This is a genomic window from Cellulosimicrobium protaetiae (assembly GCF_009708005.2).
Taxonomy (GTDB): domain Bacteria; phylum Actinomycetota; class Actinomycetes; order Actinomycetales; family Cellulomonadaceae; genus Cellulosimicrobium; species Cellulosimicrobium protaetiae.
Genome location: NZ_CP052757.1, coordinates 1,992,632 through 2,009,895, shown reverse-complemented (window position 1 = coordinate 2,009,895; position 17,264 = coordinate 1,992,632). Strand labels below are relative to the sequence as shown.

General features: G+C 75.7%; 13 protein-coding genes. 5 read left to right on the top strand and 8 right to left on the bottom strand.

Annotated elements, in window-relative coordinates; all coding sequences use genetic code 11:
- Window positions 1-139 precede the first annotated feature (139 nt).
- Entirely contained in the window at window positions 140-1,189 is a 1,050-nt protein-coding gene (locus FIC82_RS08475) for a uroporphyrinogen decarboxylase/cobalamine-independent methonine synthase family protein (RefSeq protein WP_168731640.1), read from the bottom strand.
- 161 nt (window positions 1,190-1,350) lie between these two features.
- Between FIC82_RS08475 and FIC82_RS08470 the strand changes: the two genes are divergently transcribed.
- Window positions 1,351-1,779 (top strand): ester cyclase, encoded by a 429-nt coding sequence (locus tag FIC82_RS08470; protein ID WP_154798261.1) that lies wholly within the window; start codon window positions 1,351-1,353, stop codon window positions 1,777-1,779.
- Here FIC82_RS08470 and mnmA read toward each other — a convergent pair.
- Together mnmA and FIC82_RS08460 are read right to left on the bottom strand one after the other, a co-directional pair.
- Window positions 1,752-2,966, bottom strand: coding sequence for a tRNA 2-thiouridine(34) synthase MnmA (mnmA, locus tag FIC82_RS08465; protein WP_168731639.1), 1,215 nt, complete (start codon window positions 2,964-2,966; stop codon window positions 1,752-1,754). The genes FIC82_RS08470 and mnmA overlap by 28 nt on opposite strands.
- Window positions 2,963-4,231 carry a cysteine desulfurase family protein gene (locus tag FIC82_RS08460; protein ID WP_418884348.1) on the bottom strand — a complete coding sequence of 423 codons (1,269 nt, stop codon included), beginning with the start codon at window positions 4,229-4,231 and terminating at the stop codon, window positions 2,963-2,965. Before FIC82_RS08460 ends, mnmA begins: the two co-directional genes overlap by 4 nt.
- 214 nt (window positions 4,232-4,445) lie before the next feature.
- Between FIC82_RS08460 and FIC82_RS08455 the strand changes: the two genes are divergently transcribed.
- Window positions 4,446-5,492 carry an aminoglycoside phosphotransferase family protein gene (locus tag FIC82_RS08455; protein ID WP_154798260.1) on the top strand — a complete coding sequence of 349 codons (1,047 nt, stop codon included), beginning with the start codon at window positions 4,446-4,448 and terminating at the stop codon, window positions 5,490-5,492.
- A 90-nt stretch (window positions 5,493-5,582) separates the two neighbouring features.
- On the opposite strand, the gene FIC82_RS08450 is transcribed toward FIC82_RS08455, so the two are convergent.
- The 4 genes from FIC82_RS08450 to FIC82_RS08435 form a co-directional block, all read right to left on the bottom strand.
- The gene (locus tag FIC82_RS08450; RefSeq protein WP_154798259.1) at window positions 5,583-7,718 is read right to left on the bottom strand and encodes a PhoX family protein; all 2,136 of its coding nucleotides are present in this window, start codon (window positions 7,716-7,718) and stop codon (window positions 5,583-5,585) included.
- A gap of 182 nt (window positions 7,719-7,900) precedes the next feature.
- Window positions 7,901-8,440 (bottom strand): hypothetical protein, encoded by a 540-nt coding sequence (locus tag FIC82_RS08445; protein ID WP_154798258.1) that lies wholly within the window; start codon window positions 8,438-8,440, stop codon window positions 7,901-7,903.
- Window positions 8,441-8,447: 7 nt separating this feature from the next.
- Window positions 8,448-9,455, bottom strand: coding sequence for an electron transfer flavoprotein subunit alpha/FixB family protein (locus FIC82_RS08440; RefSeq protein ID WP_154798257.1), 1,008 nt, complete (start codon window positions 9,453-9,455; stop codon window positions 8,448-8,450).
- Between the two features lie 13 nt (window positions 9,456-9,468).
- Entirely contained in the window at window positions 9,469-10,284 is an 816-nt protein-coding gene (locus tag FIC82_RS08435; RefSeq protein WP_154798256.1) for an electron transfer flavoprotein subunit beta/FixA family protein, read from the bottom strand.
- 111 nt (window positions 10,285-10,395) lie between these two features.
- On the opposite strand from FIC82_RS08435, the gene glgX reads away from it, so the two are divergent.
- The 3 genes from glgX (at window position 10,396) to FIC82_RS08420 (ending at window position 16,065) form a co-directional block, all read left to right on the top strand.
- Window positions 10,396-12,774, top strand: a complete 2,379-nt coding sequence (glgX, locus tag FIC82_RS08430) for a glycogen debranching protein GlgX (protein ID WP_418884347.1) — start codon at window positions 10,396-10,398, stop codon at window positions 12,772-12,774.
- A 106-nt stretch (window positions 12,775-12,880) separates the two neighbouring features.
- Window positions 12,881-14,635, top strand: a complete 1,755-nt coding sequence (locus FIC82_RS08425) for an FAD-binding dehydrogenase (RefSeq protein ID WP_154798254.1) — start codon at window positions 12,881-12,883, stop codon at window positions 14,633-14,635.
- Between the two features lie 173 nt (window positions 14,636-14,808).
- Window positions 14,809-16,065 carry a hypothetical protein gene (locus tag FIC82_RS08420; protein WP_154798253.1) on the top strand — a complete coding sequence of 419 codons (1,257 nt, stop codon included), beginning with the start codon at window positions 14,809-14,811 and terminating at the stop codon, window positions 16,063-16,065.
- Between the two features lie 33 nt (window positions 16,066-16,098).
- Here FIC82_RS08420 and FIC82_RS08415 read toward each other — a convergent pair whose 3' ends face one another.
- Window positions 16,099-17,103, bottom strand: coding sequence for a hypothetical protein (locus FIC82_RS08415; protein WP_154798252.1), 1,005 nt, complete (start codon window positions 17,101-17,103; stop codon window positions 16,099-16,101).
- Window positions 17,104-17,264 lie beyond the last annotated feature (161 nt).

Below are 17,264 nucleotides of genomic sequence, written 5' to 3'. Positions count from 1 at the left end.
CGGCGCCGGGTCGTGCCCGCGTCGTCCGGGCAGCCGCGGCGCGGCCGTCCGCACGTCGCCGTCGTGACCGCCGCGCGGGGTCAAGCCTACGCATGCGGGGCCGCGCGCGGGAAGCGTCGAGCGCGTGTCCGGGCGACGTTCAGGCGTGCGCGCGCTCGGCCAGCACGTCGGCGACGCGGCCGAGGTTCGCGAGCAGCGCGCGGTGCTCGTCGGGGGTGCCCGCGACGCCGCCGCCCGGCCCTCCCCCGGCGCCGCGCGCGGCACCCAGGAGCGTGACGTCGTCGAGCGCCGCGAGCGGGAGCCCGATCCGCCGCCAGGGAACGCTCACGAGGTCGGCGAGCTCGCCCAGGGCAGGCCCGGCGCACTGCGACACCTTCGCGGGCGGCAGCGCCGCCCACAGTCCCACGCCGCGCTCGAGCGCCCGCGCGACGGTCTCCCACAACCGCTCGTCCCACGCCCCGAGCGTGAGCCCGACGGCGTCTGCGCCCGCCAGCACGACGGGCGCCACACCCACCCAGCCCGCACCCACGTGGACCACGCTCGACCCGCCCGCCGCGCGGACGGCGTCGAGCACGGGCCGGAGCCCGTCCACGAGGTCCGGGCCGGGCACCGCGCGCAGGCGCGAGTAGCCGGAGAACGACGGGAGCACGCCCGCCCCGACCTGGGCGAGGAGCGGCTCGTCGAGCTGCACGACGACGTCCGCCCCCGGGACCTGCCGGCGCACCTGGGCGACGTGCTCGCCCACGGCGACGGCGAGCGCCTGCCCGACCTCGCGGACCGCGCCCCGGTCGGACAGCACGCGGTCGCCGCGCGCGAGGTACAGGTCCGCGGCGAGCGTCCAGGGCCCGGTGACCGTCACGGCGAGCGGCCCGGACCACCCGGCCGCCGCGATCGCGAGCGCCTCGACGTCCTGGCGGAGGAACGCCTCGGCACGACGCAGGTCGGCGCCGCCGTGGTCCGCGAGCTTCCACCCGTGGGGCCCCAGCTCGACGGGGAGCCCGGGCAGCAGCGCGGCGGTCCGTCCGACCGCGTCCGCGCCGGGTCCTCGCCCCGGGAGCTGGACGAGGAACGGCACGCCGCGCACGCCGGACGGGACCTCGGCGAGGTCGCCGAGCACCGTGAGCTGCGCCTCCAGCACGTCCGAGCCCTCGCCGCCGGGCCACGGGCCGAGCCCGCTCACCGCGGTCACGCCGCACCCCCGCGGGAGCCTTCGCACCGGGCGCCGACCGCCCTCTCGTCACGAACCACGTGCCGACCACCTCTCTCCAGGAGCACACTGGGAAACCGAGCCGTGCCGCGACCCCGCCGGGGTCCGGGGGCCGCGCGGCCGCCTGGCGGAAGGGCTCCGGCATGGGCACGCACGAGAACAAGGCCACGGCGATCGCCGTGCACACGCAGGCGATCCCCGGCAACCACCGCGACGCGCTCGCGGCGCTGCTCGCGCCCGGGTTCCGCAACCACGACGTGTCGCCCGGCAGCGAGGGCGGCGCCGAGGCGCTGCTCGCGACGATGCACTGGTACGACGAGGCGTTCGAGGACCAGAGCGTCGAGGTCCTGCACGCGGTCGCGGAGGGCGATCTCGTCGCCCTGCACGTCGAGCTCAGCGCGCGGCACACCGGGTTCTTCCGTGGTGTCGCGCCGACCGGTCGGCGCTTCCGGGTGCGTGAGATGCACGTGCTGCGGTTCGCCGAGGGCCAGGAGGCCGAGCACTGGTGCGTGCGCGACGAGTCCGCGCTCATACGCGCGCTCGCTCACCCCGCGCCCGTCGCGGTCGGCTGAGCGGTCGGGAGCGCGCCCACCCGTGCGGCCGAGCGGTACGCCCGGTCCACCGTGGCCTGGCCGAGCACGCGCGCGCCGTCGTACACGACGAGCGACTGCCCGGCCGCGACGCCCCGGAGCGGCGTGCCCGTGAGAGCGACCTCCATGCCTTCCGCGCCGGTGTCCGACGTGCCGTCCGACGACGCCCCGGACACCGCCCGGACGCGTGCCGGGACCGGGGTCCCGTGCGCGCGGACCTGCACCTCGACGTCGGTCCACTCCCCCGCCGCCGGGCGCGCGTCCTCGAACCAGACGGCCGCGCCCGCCTCGACCCGGTCGACGCTGAGCAGCTCGGCGGGCCCGACGACCACGCGGTTGCGCGCGGGCTGCACGTCGAGCACGTACCGCGGTCGGCCGTCCGGTGCGGGGCGGTCGATGCCCAGGCCCTTGCGCTGGCCGACGGTGTACGCGTACGCGCCGTCGTGCTCGCCGAGCACCGTCCCCTCGGCATCGACGATCTCGCCGCGCCGAGCGCCGAGCCGGTCGCGCAGGAAGCCCGGCGTGTCGCCGTCGGCGACGAAGCAGATGTCGTACGAGTCCGGCTTCGCGGAGACCGACAGCCCGCGCCGTGCCGCCTCGGCCCGGACCTCGTCCTTCGACGCGTAGTCACCGAGGGGGAAGATCGCGCGTGCCAGCCGCTCCGGCCCCATGACCGCGAGCACGTAGGACTGGTCCTTCGCCGTGTTGGGCGAGCGGTGCAGCTCGCGGACCGTCCGCACCGCGCCCGGGACGGTCGCGTCGGGCACCTCGCGCGTCACGACGCGCGCGTAGTGGCCGGTCGCGACGGCGTCGAAGCCGAGCGCGGTCGCCTTGTCGAGCAGGGCCTCGAACTTGATGTGCTCGTTGCAGCGCACGCACGGGTTGGGGGTGCGGCCCGCCTCGTACTCCGCGAGGAAGTCGGCGACGACCGTGTCCTCGAACCGCTCCGAGAGGTCCCAGACGTAGTACGGGATGCCGAGCACGTCGGCCGCGCGCCGCGCGTCGCCCGCGTCCTCGATCGAGCAGCACCCGCGCGAGCCGGTGCGGAACTGGTCCCGGTTGCGCGACAGCGCCATGTGGACGCCCACGACCTCGTGCCCCGCCTCGACCGCGAGCGCCGCGGCGACCGCGGAGTCGACGCCGCCCGACATGGCGGCGAGCACCCTCACGCGGCACCTCCCGCGCGGCTCGGGACGGCGGTGCGGGTCGGGCCGGACGCGAGCCCGGCGGCCCGCGCGCGCTCGACCGTGGGCGGCAGGACGTCGAGCAGGCGCGCCACGTCGGCGGGCGTGGAGGTGGCCCCGAGCGTGAAGCGCAGCGCTCCCCGCGCGTCCTGCTCCGGCACGCCCATCGCGAGCAGCACGTGCGACGGCTGCGGCACGCCGGCCTGGCACGCCGAGCCGGTCGAGGCCTGCACCCCGGCGGAGTCGAGCAGGTAGAGCAGCGAGTCGCCCTCGGCCCCGGGGAACGTGAAGTGCGCGTTGCCGGGCAGCCGCGCGGCGTGGGCTCCGGGCCCCGGCTCCGGCCCGCTGAGGACGGCGTCCGGGACCCGCTCGCGCACGCCGGCGACGAGCGCGTCGCGCAGGGCCGTCAGGTGGGCGGCGCGCTCCTCGCGTCGTGCGACGGCCTCGACGACGGCGACGCCGAACGCGCGGATCGCGGGCGCGTCGAGCGTCCCGGAGCGCACCCCGCGCTCCTGGCCGCCGCCGTGCAGCACCGGGGTGAGCGGGGCGTCGCGGCGCGCGACGAGCGCGCCGACGCCGACGGGGCCGCCGAGCTTGTGCCCGGACACCGTCATCGCGTCGAGGCCGCTCGCCGCGAAGTCGACGGGGACCTGCCCGACCGCCTGGACCGCGTCGGAGTGCACCGGGATGCCGTGCGGGCGCGCGAGCTGCACGACCTCCTGCACGGGCTGGAGCGTGCCCACCTCGTTGTTGGCCCACATGACCGAGATCAGCGCGATCTCGTCCGCGTGCTCCGCGATCTCCGCGCGCAGCGCCGCGACGTCCACGCGGCCGTCGCCGTCGACGGGCAGCAGGACGATCTCCGCACCCGCGTGCTCCGCCATCCAGAACGCGGGGTCGAGCACCGCGTGGTGCTCGACGGCCGAGACGACGATGCGCCGCCGGCGGGGGTCGGTCGTGCGCCGCCCCCAGAACAGGCCCTTGATCGCGAGGTTGTCCGCCTCGGTGCCCCCCGCGGTGAGCACGACCTCGCTCGGGCGCGCGCCGAGCGACGCGGCGATCGACTCGCGCGCCTCCTCGACCGTGCGGCGGGCGGCGCGGCCCGCGGCGTGCAGCGACGACGGGTTGCCGGTGCGCGACAGCTCGTCGACGAACGCCTCGCGCGCCGCCGCGGACAACGGCGTGGTCGCGGCGTGGTCGAGGTACGCGGCCGCCGCGGGGACAGGGCCGGAAGGGTGGGTCACGGTCACCCAGTCTACGAACCGTCACGGCGCTCGCGGTCCGAGGAGTGGGCGGCGCTGGACTTCCCGGCGAGAAGCGCTAGGTTGTGGGAGGTCTGCGCCCGGCCGTCGCCGGGCGCTCGTCCCGGTCGCAGGACCGCCGTCGCGCGCCACACGTCGCCGCGGGACGGAAACGTGCCGAGGACGAGACCGTCCAGCCACCGACAGGGGAAGTGGCATCTCGATGCCCGACGACGCCGCACCGCCCGCCGTCGAGGCCGCCGGGGACGTCCCGGTCGCCTCGGGCGGCGGCCGCCTGCTCTGGGGCGACCTGCCGCCCGCGCTGCGCGACGAGCTCGAGGCGGTCGCCGGAGGCCGGGTCGTGGCGGAGCGGTCGGTCTCGACCGGGTTCAGCCCGGGCCTCGCCTCCGTCCTCACGTTCGACGACGGCGACCGCCTCTTCGTCAAGGCCGCACGCACCGCCGACGAGCCCGTGGCCGCCAACCTGCACCGCGCCGAGGCGAAGGTCGCGACGCGGCTGCCGCGCGCGATCCCGGCGCCGCGCTTCGCCTGGGGGCACGGCGACGGCGACTGGATCGCCCTCGCGTTCGAGGTGGTCGACGGGCGCGTGCCGGCCACGCCGTGGGACCCCGACGAGCTCGACCGCGTCCTGGAGACCCTCGTCGGCGTCGCGGCCGTGCCGGGTGCTCGCACGATGCGCCTGCCGCCGACCGGGCCCGACTTCGCGAACATGGCGACCGGGTGGCGTGCGCTGCGCGACGACCCCGACCCGCGCCTGCCCGCCGTCGCACCCTGGGCGGCCGCTCACCTCGACGCGCTCGCCGAGGCCGAGCGGGGCGCGCTCGTGGCGTGCGAGGGCGAGTCGTTCGTGCACGGCGACCTGCGGGCCGACAACGTGCTCCTCACGCCGCAGAAGGTCTACCTCGTCGACTGGCCGCACGCGTCGCGCGGCGCGGCCTGGCTCGATCTCGCGATGTTCCTGCCCAGCGTCGCCATGCAGGGCGTCGACGGCGTGAGCGAGCCGGTCACCATGAGCGCCGACGCGGCGCGGCGCGCCCGGGGCGGCGCGTGGGCGGCCTCCACGTTCGCCGCCCACCCCCTCGGACGCGACGTGCACCCCGCCGACCTGCGGTCGGTCGTCGCCGGGATCGCCGGGTACTTCCTGCACTCCGCACGCAAGCCCGCCGTCCCGACGATCCCCCGCCTGCGCGCGTTCCAGCGCGCCCAGGGCGTCGCGGCCGTCGCCTGGCTGGAGCACCTGGGGCTCTGAGGCTCCGACGGGCCTCCGCGCGGTGCGGAGCGGACGAGAGAGGGGTCCGGCGCCGTCGTGGCACCGGACCCCTCCCTCACGGCCGGGGCGTCAGTCGCGCCAGACCTGGACGACGGACGGCCGCGGGCCGGCGAACGCACCCGTCGGGACCGGGGTGCCCGGGGTCAGGTAGTCGGGGAAGAACGAGGCCTGCGCGTCGAACGACCCGTCCTCTCCCGGGTGCTGGACGGCCACGTAGACCATGCGGTCCGTGGAGTCCACGAGCGGCCCGCACGTCTCCGCGCCGCGCGGCACCGAGAGGAACTGCTCGACGCGACCGCGCTCGCGGCCGTCGAGCGTGACCTTGAACAGCCCGTCGCACTTCTGGATCGTGCTCGGCTGGCCGTCGGTCGAGATCCAGAGGTTGCCCTCGGCGTCGAACGCGAGGTTGTCCGGGCAGGAGATCGGGGAGACCTTCTCCTTGGGGTAGCCCGAGAAGTACGTGGAGGCGTTCGTGGCCGGGTCGCCCGCGACGAGCAGCAGGTTCCACCGGAACGTCAGGGACGCGGCGTCGTCGCGGTCCTCGACGATCTCCACGACGTGCCCGTCGCGGTTGGTGTGGCGCGGGTTCGGCTCGGTCGCGGCCTCGACCGCCGCGGGCCCGCGCGACGTGTTGTTGGTGCACGCGACGTAGACGCGGCCCGTGACGGGGTTGGGCTCGACGTCCTCGGGGCGGTCCATCTTCGTGGCCCCGACCTGGTCGGCCGCGACACGCGTGAAGACGAGCACCTCCTCCAGGCTCATGCCCGGGACGGCGCTGCGCCCGTCCACGACGAGCGGGACCCACTCACCGCGGCCGTCGAACGCGCCGTCGGACGGGACCGCGCCCGAGCCGTCGATCTCGGCCGCGGGCGAGTCGCCCGTGAAGCGCGCGACGTACAGCGAGCCCTCGGTGAGCAGCGTCTTGTTGTGCCGTCGCGCGCCGTCGCTGTTCCCCTGCCGCATCGTGCGCGACGAGACGAACTTGTAGACGTAGTCGAAGCGCTCGTCGTCGCCCATGTACGCGACCGCGTTGCCGCGGCGCGAGAGGATGACGTTGGCGCCCTCGTGCTTGAAGCGACCGAGCGCGGTGTGCTTCACCGGCGGCTCGTCGGGCGCGTACGGGTCGATCTCGACGATCCAGCCGAACCGGTTGGGCTCGTTCTCGTACCCGGGGTTGCGGGCGTCGAACCGCGGGTCGTCGAGCTCCCAGCCGTACCCCGTCGCGGCGTCGCGCAGCCCGTAGCGCGCGTCGTGGCCCGCGCCCGACGTGCGGAAGTAGCCGTTGTAGTTCTCCTCGCCCGACAGCACGGTGCCCCACGGGGTCGTGCCGCCCGCGCAGTTGTTCAGCGTGCCCAGCACGCGCGTCCCCGACGGGTCGGCGACGGTCCGGACGAGGTCCGAGCCGGCCGCCGGACCGGTGAGGCGGAACTCGGTCGTCATGTGCACGCGGCGGTTGTACCGGCTGTCGGCCACGTAGTCCCACGGCGTGCCCGTCCGGCGGCGGCGCACCTCGACCACGGACAGGCCGTGGGCGGCACGCTCGATCGCACGGCGGGTCGCGGCGTCGTACGAGGCGTCGAACATGATCGCCGGGTTCGTGTACTCGTGGTTGGCGACGAGCAGCCCGCGCGTGCCGCGACCGGGACCCTTGCCCCGGCCCTGCGCGCCGGCGAGGGCGTGCTGGCGCTCGAACGGCAGGATGTCGAGGTAGTCGTTGTTGTAACCGAACTGCCGGGCCTGGGCCTCGGGGGTCTGGCGCGCGACGTCGAACGGCTGCGCACCGCGCAGGATCGGGTCGCCCCAGCGGATCACCGGGCGCCACCGGTAGCCGTCGGGCACGACGAACGCGTCGCGCGCGGCGGGCTGGGGCGAGATCGCGCCGAACGCCAGACCCTTCTGCGGGCGGCCCGGCCCGTGCCCGCCGCCGTGGGCGGGCAGCGCCTGCGCCGACGCGGGCGGGGCGCCGACGGTCTGCGCGCCGAGCACGACGGCGGCGGCACCGACAGCCAGACCGCCGAGCAGCGCACGGCGCGACATCGCGCCCGCGACGACGTCGCGGAACGTCTCGTTGGCGCTCTCGTTGGGGACCGGGTGCGAGCACGCGTCCGCGCACTTCAGCCGGCAGGTGACGGGGCTGCGCTTGCCGCGCGCGTGCGGCGCGACGGAGAGCAGGGGGCGATGCTCGGGGGCAGGCGTGATCGTCATCGGTCGTCTCCACAGGTCGGGGGGCTTCCCCGTCACCGGGGAGTCGGCCCGACGCTAGGAACGGTCGATGACCGGCCGGCCACCACCCGGAGGACGCCGGGTGAATTCTCGGCACCGGCTGTCCGCCACCTGAGCGGGAGCGTGCGGACGTACCGGTGCTCGCGCACCGGTGGGCGGCGCCATCAGGTGCGCGCGACCGTGCCGGCGACGACCGTCACGACGGCTCCCACGACGAAGACCGCGATGCACAGACCCCCGACGACCCGCGCGCCGCGCAGGGCCGCCGGCGAGGGTCCCTCGCCGGGGTCCAGGAGCCCGATGGACGCGGAGCCGGAGTACGAGCGACGGAACGGCACGTGGAACTGCCGCACGTCGTGGTCGGTCAGGGCGGGCGGCGGCTCGTGCGCGAGCGCGGCCGCGACGCGCCGGTCCCGCAGGCGACCGGCCTGGAGCGCGTAGAAGGCCAGGACCCCGTACTGGCTGAGGTAGAAGATCCCCAGTGCGAGGACGGTCGCGCCGAAGCTCGTCCCCGCGAGCGTGCCGGCGAGCCGGAGCACCACGACACCGGCGGCCGTGACCGCCGCTCCGAGCAGCAGCCACCACGGCAGGGCCGCCCACGCGCCCGAGCGGTCGCCCTCGTAGGGCGACGCCGACCGTACGGGCCGGCTCGAGTCCGCGAGCTGGTCGGCGAGGTTCGACCGCTCGTCCTCCCACCAGGCCATCGGGCCCCTAGCCCTGGGACGACCGGTGCTCGCGCAGCACCTCGGCCGCCTGGGGCAGCACGTCCGCGAGGTCGCCGACGACCGCGAAGTCCGAGATCTCGAACAGCGGGCACTCGGGGTCGTTGTTCACCGCGACGATGACCTGCGACGCCTGCATGCCGCCGCGGTGGTGCGGGGCGCCGGAGACGCCCGCGCCGATGTACAGGCGGGGTGCGACGGTCACGCCCGTCTGCCCGACGAACTGGTCGTGCCAGCCCTCGTAGACGGCGTCGCGCGTCGCGCCCACGGCCGCGCCGAGCGCGTCGGCGAGCTCGGTGACGGGGCCGAAGTCGCCGTTGGTGCCGCGGCCCCCGGCGACGACGATCGCGGCCTCGCCGAGCGCCGGGCGACCCGCGCCGGCCGACTCGTCGACCGTGCGGGACACGACGCGCGTCGCGGTCGCGGCGGGCGAGAGCTCGAGGCGCAGCGCGCCGACCTCGGTCGCCACGGCGACCTCTGCGGGCTGCGGCACGACGGAGTTCGCCCGCAGCGTGAGCACGGCGGGGTCGGTGACGATCTCGCTGCGCACGTCCCAGGACCCCGCGAAGACGCGCTTGTCCGCGACGAGGTGCGTGCCGCCGTCGGTCAGCGCGGACGCGTCGATGACGAGGCCGGCCTCGGTGAGGAACGCGAGGCGCGCGGCGGCCTCCTTGTTCGGGAACGACGACGTGAGCAGGACGGCGTCCGCGTCGGACGCGCGCGTCGCGGCGGCGAGGACCTCGGCCACGACGGGCGTCAGGTGCAGGGCGTCACCCGTGACGACCTCGCCGCCCGACGACGGCTCGGCCTGGCGCACGAGTGCGACGCCGTAGGCGCCGAGCTGGGCGAGCACGTCGACGCTCGGCGCCTCCAGGGCGACGGCCTCGACGCGCCCGAGCGAGCGGCCGACGGTGATCAGCTCCAGCACGGGCGAGCGCAGCTCGGTGCCGGCGGAGTCGAGGAGGACGAGGACGGTACGGGTCCCGGGGGTGCTCATGTGCGGACGCCTCTCAGACCAGGTCGTTGCGGATGAGGAACTCGGCCAGGGCGCGCCCGCCCTCGCCCTTGTCGACGACGATCTCGGCGTCGGGGCGCGGCGGGCGGGGCGACGCGTCGGTCACGCGCGAGCGTGCGCCGGTCTCCCCGACGAGCGCCGGGTCGACGCCGAGGTCGGCGAGGCTCCACGCCTCCACCGGCCGGGTGCGCGCCGCCATGATGAGCTTGAAGTTGGGCATGCGCGGGTCGTTCGCGTGGTCCGTCACGGACACCACGGCGGGGAGCGGCGCCTCGAGGACCTCCTCGACGCCGTCGAGCTCGCGCGTGACGCGCGCGGTGCGCGCGCCCGGCTCGCCGTCGACCTCGAGCTTGCCGGCGAGCGTGAGCTGCGGCAGGTCGAGCTCGGCGGACAGGAGCGCCGGGACGACCGAGCCGAGCCCGTCGAGCGCGGCCATGCCGGTGACGACGAGGTCCACCGGGGCCTCGTCCGCAAGGCGGCGCACCGCGGCGGCGAGCACGCGCGCTGTGCCGAAGTAGTCGGAGCCCGCGATCGCGTCGTCGCTCACGCGCACGCCGCGGTCCGCACCGAGCTGGTACGAGCGACGCACCGCGCCGTCGGCGTCGGGGCCGGCCACCGTGAGGACGATCACCTCGCTGGTCTCGCGCTCCGCCTCCGGCAGCGCCTCCTTGAGGCGCAGCGCGGCCTCGACCGCGTTCTCGTCGAGCTCGTTGAGCGTCCCCTCGTCGGCCCGGCGCACGACGCGCCCGCCCTCGAAGCCCCGGTCCGCATGGATGTCCGGGACGTACTTCACGGCGACGACGATCCGCATCGGCTGCTCTCCCTGTGCGCTGGGCGGTCGGCCGGAGAGGTTCCCGGCCCGCTCCGGGAAGCCTACCGGCGGGCGGCGGGAGGGGTCGGTGACACCCGCCACAATGGACGGGTGCACGTGCCCCGCCCCTCCGCCGTCCCCGAACCGACCCCCGGCACCGTCCCGGCAGCGCTCCCGCTCCCGACGGGGCCCGTCGACCGGCACGCTCTCGTGCCGCCGCTCGGCGTCCGCGTCGCGGGCGACGGCGTGGACGTGGCCGTCCTCGCGTCGCACGCGACCGCCGTCGAGCTGTGCCTCGTGGACGTGGTCGACGCGTCGCTGCCCGCCCACGACCCGGCCCGCTACCGCGAGCGCCGCGTCCCGCTCGCCGGGCCGGCGTACGGCGTCTGGCACGCCCACGTCCCCGGCGTCCGGCCGGGGCAGCGCTACGGGTTCCGCGCGCACGGGCCGTGGGAGCCCGCGGCCGGGCTGCGGCACAACCCCGCGAAGCTGCTCGTCGACCCGTACGCGCGCGGCCTCGTGGGCGAGCTGGTCGACGACCCGGCGGTCCACGGCCAGGTCGGGAGCGACCCGTACGGCCCGGCGGACGCGACCGACTCGCTGCCGTTCGTGCCGCACGCGGTCGTCGTCGCCGAGCCGACCGGGACCCTGGCGCCCCGGCCGCGCGTCCCGTGGCGCGACACCGTGATCTACGAGGCGCACGTGCGCGGCCTCACGCAGCGGCTCGAGGCCCTGCCCGAGCACCTGCGCGGCACGTACGCGGGCGTCGCGCACCCGGTGACGATCGAGCACCTGCGGTCGCTCGGCGTGACGACGGTCGAGCTCCTGCCGGTGCACGCGAACGTGCCGGAGCCGCACCTGCTCGCGAGCGGCCGCACCAACTACTGGGGCTACTCGACGCTCGGGTTCTTCGCGCCCCACGCCGCGTACGCGACGCGCGCGGCGCGGGAGGCCGGGCCGGGCGCCGTCCTCGACGAGGTCCGCGGCATGGTCCACCTGCTGCACGAGGCGGGGATCGAGGTGCTGCTCGACGTCGTGCACAACCACACGTGCGAAGGCGGCGCCGACGGGTACCACCTGTCGTGGCGCGGGCTGGACAACGCCGGCTACTACCTGCACGACGGCGGCTCGCCCGCCCGGCTCGCCGACGTCACCGGGACGGGCAACTCGCTCGACTTCCGGCGCCCGGCCGTGGTGCGCGCCGCCCTGGACTCACTGCGGTACTGGGCGGAGGTCGTGGGGGTCGACGGGTTCCGGTTCGACCTCGCGGTCACGCTCGGGCGCGGAGCGGCCGGGTTCGACCCCGACCACCCGTTCCTCGTCGCCCTGCAGACGGACCCGGTGCTGTGCGGGCTCAAGCTCGTCGCGGAGCCGTGGGACGTGGGACCCGGCGGCTGGCGGACCGGCCAGTTCCCGCCGCCGCTCGCCGAGTGGAACGACCGGTTCCGCGACGCGGCGCGGCAGTTCTGGCTCGCCGACGCGCGCGAGGCGTCCCACGGGCGGCCCGGCCACGGCGTGCGCGACCTCGCGACCCGCCTCGCGGGGTCGGCGGACCTGTTCGGCCACTCCGACCCGCCGCTGCTGCGCGGACCCGTCGCGTCGGTGAGCTACGTGACCGCGCACGACGGGTTCACGCTCGCCGACCTCGTCGCGTACGACCACAAGCACAACTTCGCGAACGGCGAGGACAACCGCGACGGGACGGACGACAACCGTTCCTGGAACCACGGTCTCGAGGGCCCGGTCGCGGCACCCGACGCGCGGGCGGGCGGGGGGCCGGGCGCGGGAATCGACGCGCTCGGGATCGGAGTGGAGATCGCGCCCCTGCGCCGCCGGTCGATCCGCAACCTCCTCGCGACCCTCGTCCTCGCCGCCGGCACCCCCATGCTCACCGCGGGCGACGAGATGGGGCGGACGCAGCGCGGCAACAACAACGCCTACGTGCAGGACGACGAGACGTCCTGGGTGTCGTGGGACCTCTCGCCGTGGCGCAAGGACCTGCTCGCGACGGCGCGGTACCTGCTCGCCCTGCGGCGCGAGCACCCCGCGCTGCGCCCCGACACGTTCTACACCGGCCGCCCGCGGCCCAGCGACTCCTCGGGCGGGGGTGCCGGCGCACGGGGACCGGGGAGCGACGTGGGCGTGCCCGACCTCGTGTGGTTCGACGCCGACGGCGAGCTCCTCGACCACTCCGCCTGGCACGACCCCGCCGTCCGGACGCTGCAGATGCTGCGCACCGCCCCGGAGCCCGGCGACGCCGACGTGCTCATGGTGCTCGCGGGCGGGCTCGACCCGGTCGACGTCACGCTGCCGGGCGTGCGCGCCGCCTCGGACGCGGACGCCGAGCGCTGGGACCTCGCGTGGGACTCGGACTGGGAGCACCCCGAGGACCGGGACCGTGCGAACGGTGACGGCACCGCCCGCGCGGGAGACGTCGTCGCGCTCGAGGCCCTGAGCCTGCGCGTCTACGTCTCCACCCCGCCGAGGTAGAGGCTCGGTCGCACGAGGTAGAGGCGTGGTGGCACGAGGTAGAGGCGTGGTCGCGCACGACTACCCGGGCCTGCCGGTGGCTGGACACGTGCTCTACTCTTCCCGCATGAGTGACAGCGCGGTCGACTCCTCCGTCAGCTCCCCAACGATCGAGAACCCCGAGGTCGTCGTCGTGGGGGCCGGCCTCGCCGGGCTCGTCGCGGCGACCGAGCTCACCGCGGCCGGGCGGCGCGTCGTCCTGCTGGACCAGGAGCCCGCCGCGAGCCTCGGCGGGCAGGCGTGGTGGTCGTTCGGCGGCCTGTTCCTCGTCGGCTCGCCCGAGCAGCGGCGCATGGGCGTCACCGACTCCGCCGAGCTCGCGTTCGACGACTGGCTCGGGTCCGCGCGGTTCGCGCCCGGCGCCGACCGCGGTGAGGGCCCCGACCGCCACGGGTACGCCTGGGCGCGCGGCTTCGTCGACTTCGCCGCGGGCGAGATGCGCGGCTGGCTGCACGACAAGGGCGTGCGGTGGTTCCCGCTCGTGCAGTGGGCCGAGCGCGGCGGGTACCCGGTGACCTCGGGGGCCGACGGGACGGCCGCGGGAGGGCACGGCAACTCCGTCCCGCGCTTCCACGTCACCTGGGGCACCGGTCCCGCGATCCTCGAGCCGTTCGTGCGCGCCGCGCTCGACGCCCGCGCCGCCGGGCTGCTCGACCTGCGGTTCCGCCACCGCGTCACGTCGCTCGTCGTGACCGACGGCGCGGTGACGGGCGTGCGCGCGGAGGTCCTCGCGCCGTCGGACGTCGAGCGCGGCGCACCGTCGTCGCGCGAGGTCGTCGGCGAGGTCGAGATCGCGGCGAGCGCCGTCGTCGTGACGTCGGGCGGGATCGGCGCGAACCACGAGCTCGTGCGCTCGCGGTGGCCCCAGACGGCGGGCCGGCTGCCCGCGCGCATGCTCTCCGGCGTCCCCGACTCGACCGACGGGCTCATGATCGGCGTCGCCGCCGACGCGGGCGCCGCGCTCGTGCACGAGGACCGCATGTGGCACTACCCCGAGGGCATCGCGAACCACTCCCCCGTCTGGACCGACCACGGCATCCGCATCCTGCCCGGCCCGAGCTCGCTGTGGCTCGACGCCGACGGCAACCGGCTGCCCGCGCCCCTATTCCCCGGGTTCGACGCGCTCGGCGCGCTGCAGCACGTCGCCGAGCGCGGCGACGACCACTCCTGGTTCGTGCTCAACAAGGCGATCATGGAGTCCGAGTTCGCGCTGTCCGGCTCGGAGCAGAACCCCGACCTCACCGGCAAGGACGTCAGGCTGCTCGCCCAGCGCGTCCTGCCGCGCGCCGTCGGCCCCGTCGCGCGGTTCGCGGAGCAGTCGCCCGAGTTCGTCTGGGCCGACACGCCCGAGGAGCTCGCCGCGGGGATGAACGCGCTCGTCGACTCGACGCCGGGCTCGCGCGGCCACGTGGACGGCGCCGCCCTCGCCCGGCTGATCCACCTGCGCGACGAGCAGGTCCGCACCGGCCTCGGCAAGGACCCCCAGGTCGTCGCGACCGCGATGGCACGGCGCTACCGTGTCGACCGGCTCATCCGGGTGTCGCCGCCGCGGCCGATCACGACGCCCAAGGACGGCCCGCTGCTCGCCGTCCGCCTCTCGGTGCTCACGCGCAAGACGCTCGGCGGGCTCTGGACCGACACGTCCGCGCGCGTGCTGCGCGCGGACGGATCCGTGCTGCCGGGCCTCTGGGCCGCGGGCGAGGCCGCCGGGTTCGGCGGCGGCGGCGTGCACGGCCACCGCGCGCTGGAGGGCACGTTCCTCGGCGGCTGCCTCTACTCGGGCCGCGTGGCGGGCCGCGCCCTCGCTGCGGAGCTCGCCTGAGCCCCGGCCGCACGAAGGAGACCCCCTGGCCCGCCGAGCAAGCCCTGGTCGCGCGAGGTTGAACCTTGGTCGCGTGAGACAGAAGCCTGGTCGCGCGGGTAGAACCTTGGTCTCGGAGAACCGGCCGTCAGGGTCCGTCGGGCGTGGCACCTCGGCCGGTAGGGTCACCGAGCATGAGCGCGCACGACGACGCGTCCCGACCCGGGCCGTCCGGCCCCACCTCGGGCACGGGACCGGTCGAGCCCGACGGGCCGGCCGGTCCGGGCGTCGTCGAGCAGCCCGGCCCGGAGCCGGACCCCGCACTGCCCGACATCGCCGGGTGCGAGCGCGTCTTCCGCCGCAACGGGCTGCCCCTCCTCGTCGAGGGCCACTCGCTCGACCGTGACGTGTTCGGCCGATCCGCGCCGTTCCTGCTCGTCGTGCTGCTCGCCGAGCTCACCGGGGCGGTCCGGTCCGGCTGGCCCGCCTGGGCGAACGCGCTCGCGCTCCTCGGGGGCGCCGCGATCGTCGCAGGGGCGTACGCGGGGCTCAACGTGCTGCGCGCGCGGCCGTGGTCGACCCTCCCCCAGTCGGTCGGCGTCCCCGAGCTCGCGTTCTTCGTGCTCGTCCCGGCGCTCCTGCCGCTCGTGTTCGGCGGCCAGTGGGGCGACGCGCTGCTCACCGTCGTCGGCAACCTCGTCCTGCTCGCGGTGGTGCGCGTCGTCGTCGGGTACGGCGTGCTGTCGTCGCTGTGGTGGGGTCTGGCGCGCGTCACCGACGAGCTCGGGGCCGCGCTCCTGCGGCTCGTCCGGCTGCTCCCGCTGCTCCTCGTGTTCTCGCTCGTCCTGTTCTACAACGCCGAGGTGTGGCAGGTGTTCGACCGCACGCACGGCGTCGCGGACCTCGTGCTCGGCGCGTTCTTCGCCCTCCTCGTCGTGCTGTTCGTCGGCCTGCGCTCCCCCGCCGAGGCGCGCGAGGCGCTCGCCGAGACGGCCGCACGGCTGCCCGGTCACGAGCGCGCGACGCGCTTCAGCCGGGGCCAGACGGCGAACCTCGCGACGATGATCGCGAGCAGCCAGCTCCTCCAGGTCCTCGTCGTGAGCCTCGGCATGGGCGTGTTCTTCATGGCGCTCGGGACGCTCACCGTCACACCCGAGGTCATGGCGCTCTGGGACGTCGACGGCGGCACGTGGCGCCAGACGGTGTCGCTCGCCGGCGGTGGCGGGGTCGGCGGGGCCGACCTGGTGGTGACGCAGACCCTCCTGCGCGTCTCGGTCGCGATCGCGACCTTCACCGGCCTGTACTACGCGATCTCCGTCCAGGTCGATGCCGTCTACCGCGAGGAGTTCGTCGACGGCATCGAGACCCAGCTCGCCGACGTCGTCCGCACCCGCTCCCGCTACCTCACCCTCCTGGACAGCCGCGAGGTAGAGCCTCCGGTCGCGAGGTAGAGCGCGCGGAGCTCTACGTCGCGACGGGAGCCTCTATCTCGCGGAGCGTCGCGCGAGCGCTGCCCGGATGCGACGGAGAAGCACGTCAGGTTCGGCGAGGTCGTTCCACGTCACCCGCAGGACGAGCCAACCGGCCTCCACCAGCGCGTCGTGCCGAGCCTTCTCCGCGAGCAGCCGTCCCCGCGGATCGCCGTACTCGCCGCCGGAGTACTTGACCGCTCCGTCGAACTCCACCGCGACGCGGTGCGTCGTCCACGCGAGGTCCAACCGGTACGAGCCTCGCCATGTGGTCACCGCGAGGTTCGGCTCGGGGCGCGGGAGGCCGGCGTCGACCACCAACCAGCGGACCAGGCTCTCGCCCGGCGACTCCGAGCGCGCATCTGCCTCGGCGAGCACTTGACGCGCACGCCGCACGCCACGTCCACCGGCGGCCGCCGCCAGGGCCGCCTCGACCCGACGGACGTCAGCGCCTGCGCGGAGCCCCGAGTCCGCGACCACGATGCCCGCCACCGGGCTGAGAGAGCGCGCGCAGTCGACGATCGTGCGCTCTAACGAGGTGACCGGGAGGGCGTCGAGCTCGCCACGGTCGCTCTCGGGCAGCGACGTCCAGTGCCTGCGGAGCCCCGGGTCGGTCCGGCGCACGGACGGGTTCCCGAGCTGCGTCACGTGGACCTCGTCCGCGAGCCGCCAGGTCCACAGGCCGTGCAGGACGGCGGCGGTCGAGTGGCTGAACCAGTAGTCCGTCGTCAACCGTCCCGAGAGCGCCACGGCGCGCGCGACGACGGCCTCGCGCCGACGCTGTGCCGGCGAGACCGCCGGGTCCGGCGGGGCCGCGTAGACGCCCTGACGCACCCGAACGAGCGTGCCGCGGCGGACTCCTGCCACGATCTCCGCGCGCCGCTCCGTCGAGAACCGGACCACCGACGGCAACGGCGCGGAGGCGCGCGAGTCGTCGTGACGCCCTGGCGTACGTCGCGCGTCCCGGGGACGGCTCACCGTCCGACGCGCCTGCTCGACCTCGTGCTCGTCCGTGCTCATGGGCACAGACTGTCCGAGCACGCCGGCCACAGCCAGGGCTGGGCAGGGGCCTGTGGAAAACCGCTAGCGGTATGCGCCAGTCTCGTCACCGGCCGCGTCCCGCGAGATAGAGCCTCCGGTCGCGAGGTAGAACACACGGGGTTCTACCTCGCGACCGGAGG

What these genes read in the sequence shown, in the direction of transcription:
- FIC82_RS08470 (WP_154798261.1), top strand. Translation starts at nt 1,351, where the DNA reads ATGGGCACGCACGAGAACAAGGCCACGGCGATCGCCGTGCACACGCAG.
- FIC82_RS08415 (WP_154798252.1), bottom strand. Translation starts at nt 17,103, where the DNA reads ATGAGCACGGACGAGCACGAGGTCGAGCAGGCGCGTCGGACGGTGAGC.
- FIC82_RS08455 (WP_154798260.1), top strand. Translation starts at nt 4,446, where the DNA reads ATGCCCGACGACGCCGCACCGCCCGCCGTCGAGGCCGCCGGGGACGTC.
- FIC82_RS08420 (WP_154798253.1), top strand. Translation starts at nt 14,809, where the DNA reads ATGAGCGCGCACGACGACGCGTCCCGACCCGGGCCGTCCGGCCCCACC.
- FIC82_RS08440 (WP_154798257.1), bottom strand. Translation starts at nt 9,455, where the DNA reads ATGAGCACCCCCGGGACCCGTACCGTCCTCGTCCTCCTCGACTCCGCC.
- FIC82_RS08425 (WP_154798254.1), top strand. Translation starts at nt 12,881, where the DNA reads ATGAGTGACAGCGCGGTCGACTCCTCCGTCAGCTCCCCAACGATCGAG.
- FIC82_RS08445 (WP_154798258.1), bottom strand. Translation starts at nt 8,440, where the DNA reads ATGGCCTGGTGGGAGGACGAGCGGTCGAACCTCGCCGACCAGCTCGCG.
- FIC82_RS08450 (WP_154798259.1), bottom strand. Translation starts at nt 7,718, where the DNA reads ATGACGATCACGCCTGCCCCCGAGCATCGCCCCCTGCTCTCCGTCGCG.
- FIC82_RS08435 (WP_154798256.1), bottom strand. Translation starts at nt 10,284, where the DNA reads ATGCGGATCGTCGTCGCCGTGAAGTACGTCCCGGACATCCATGCGGAC.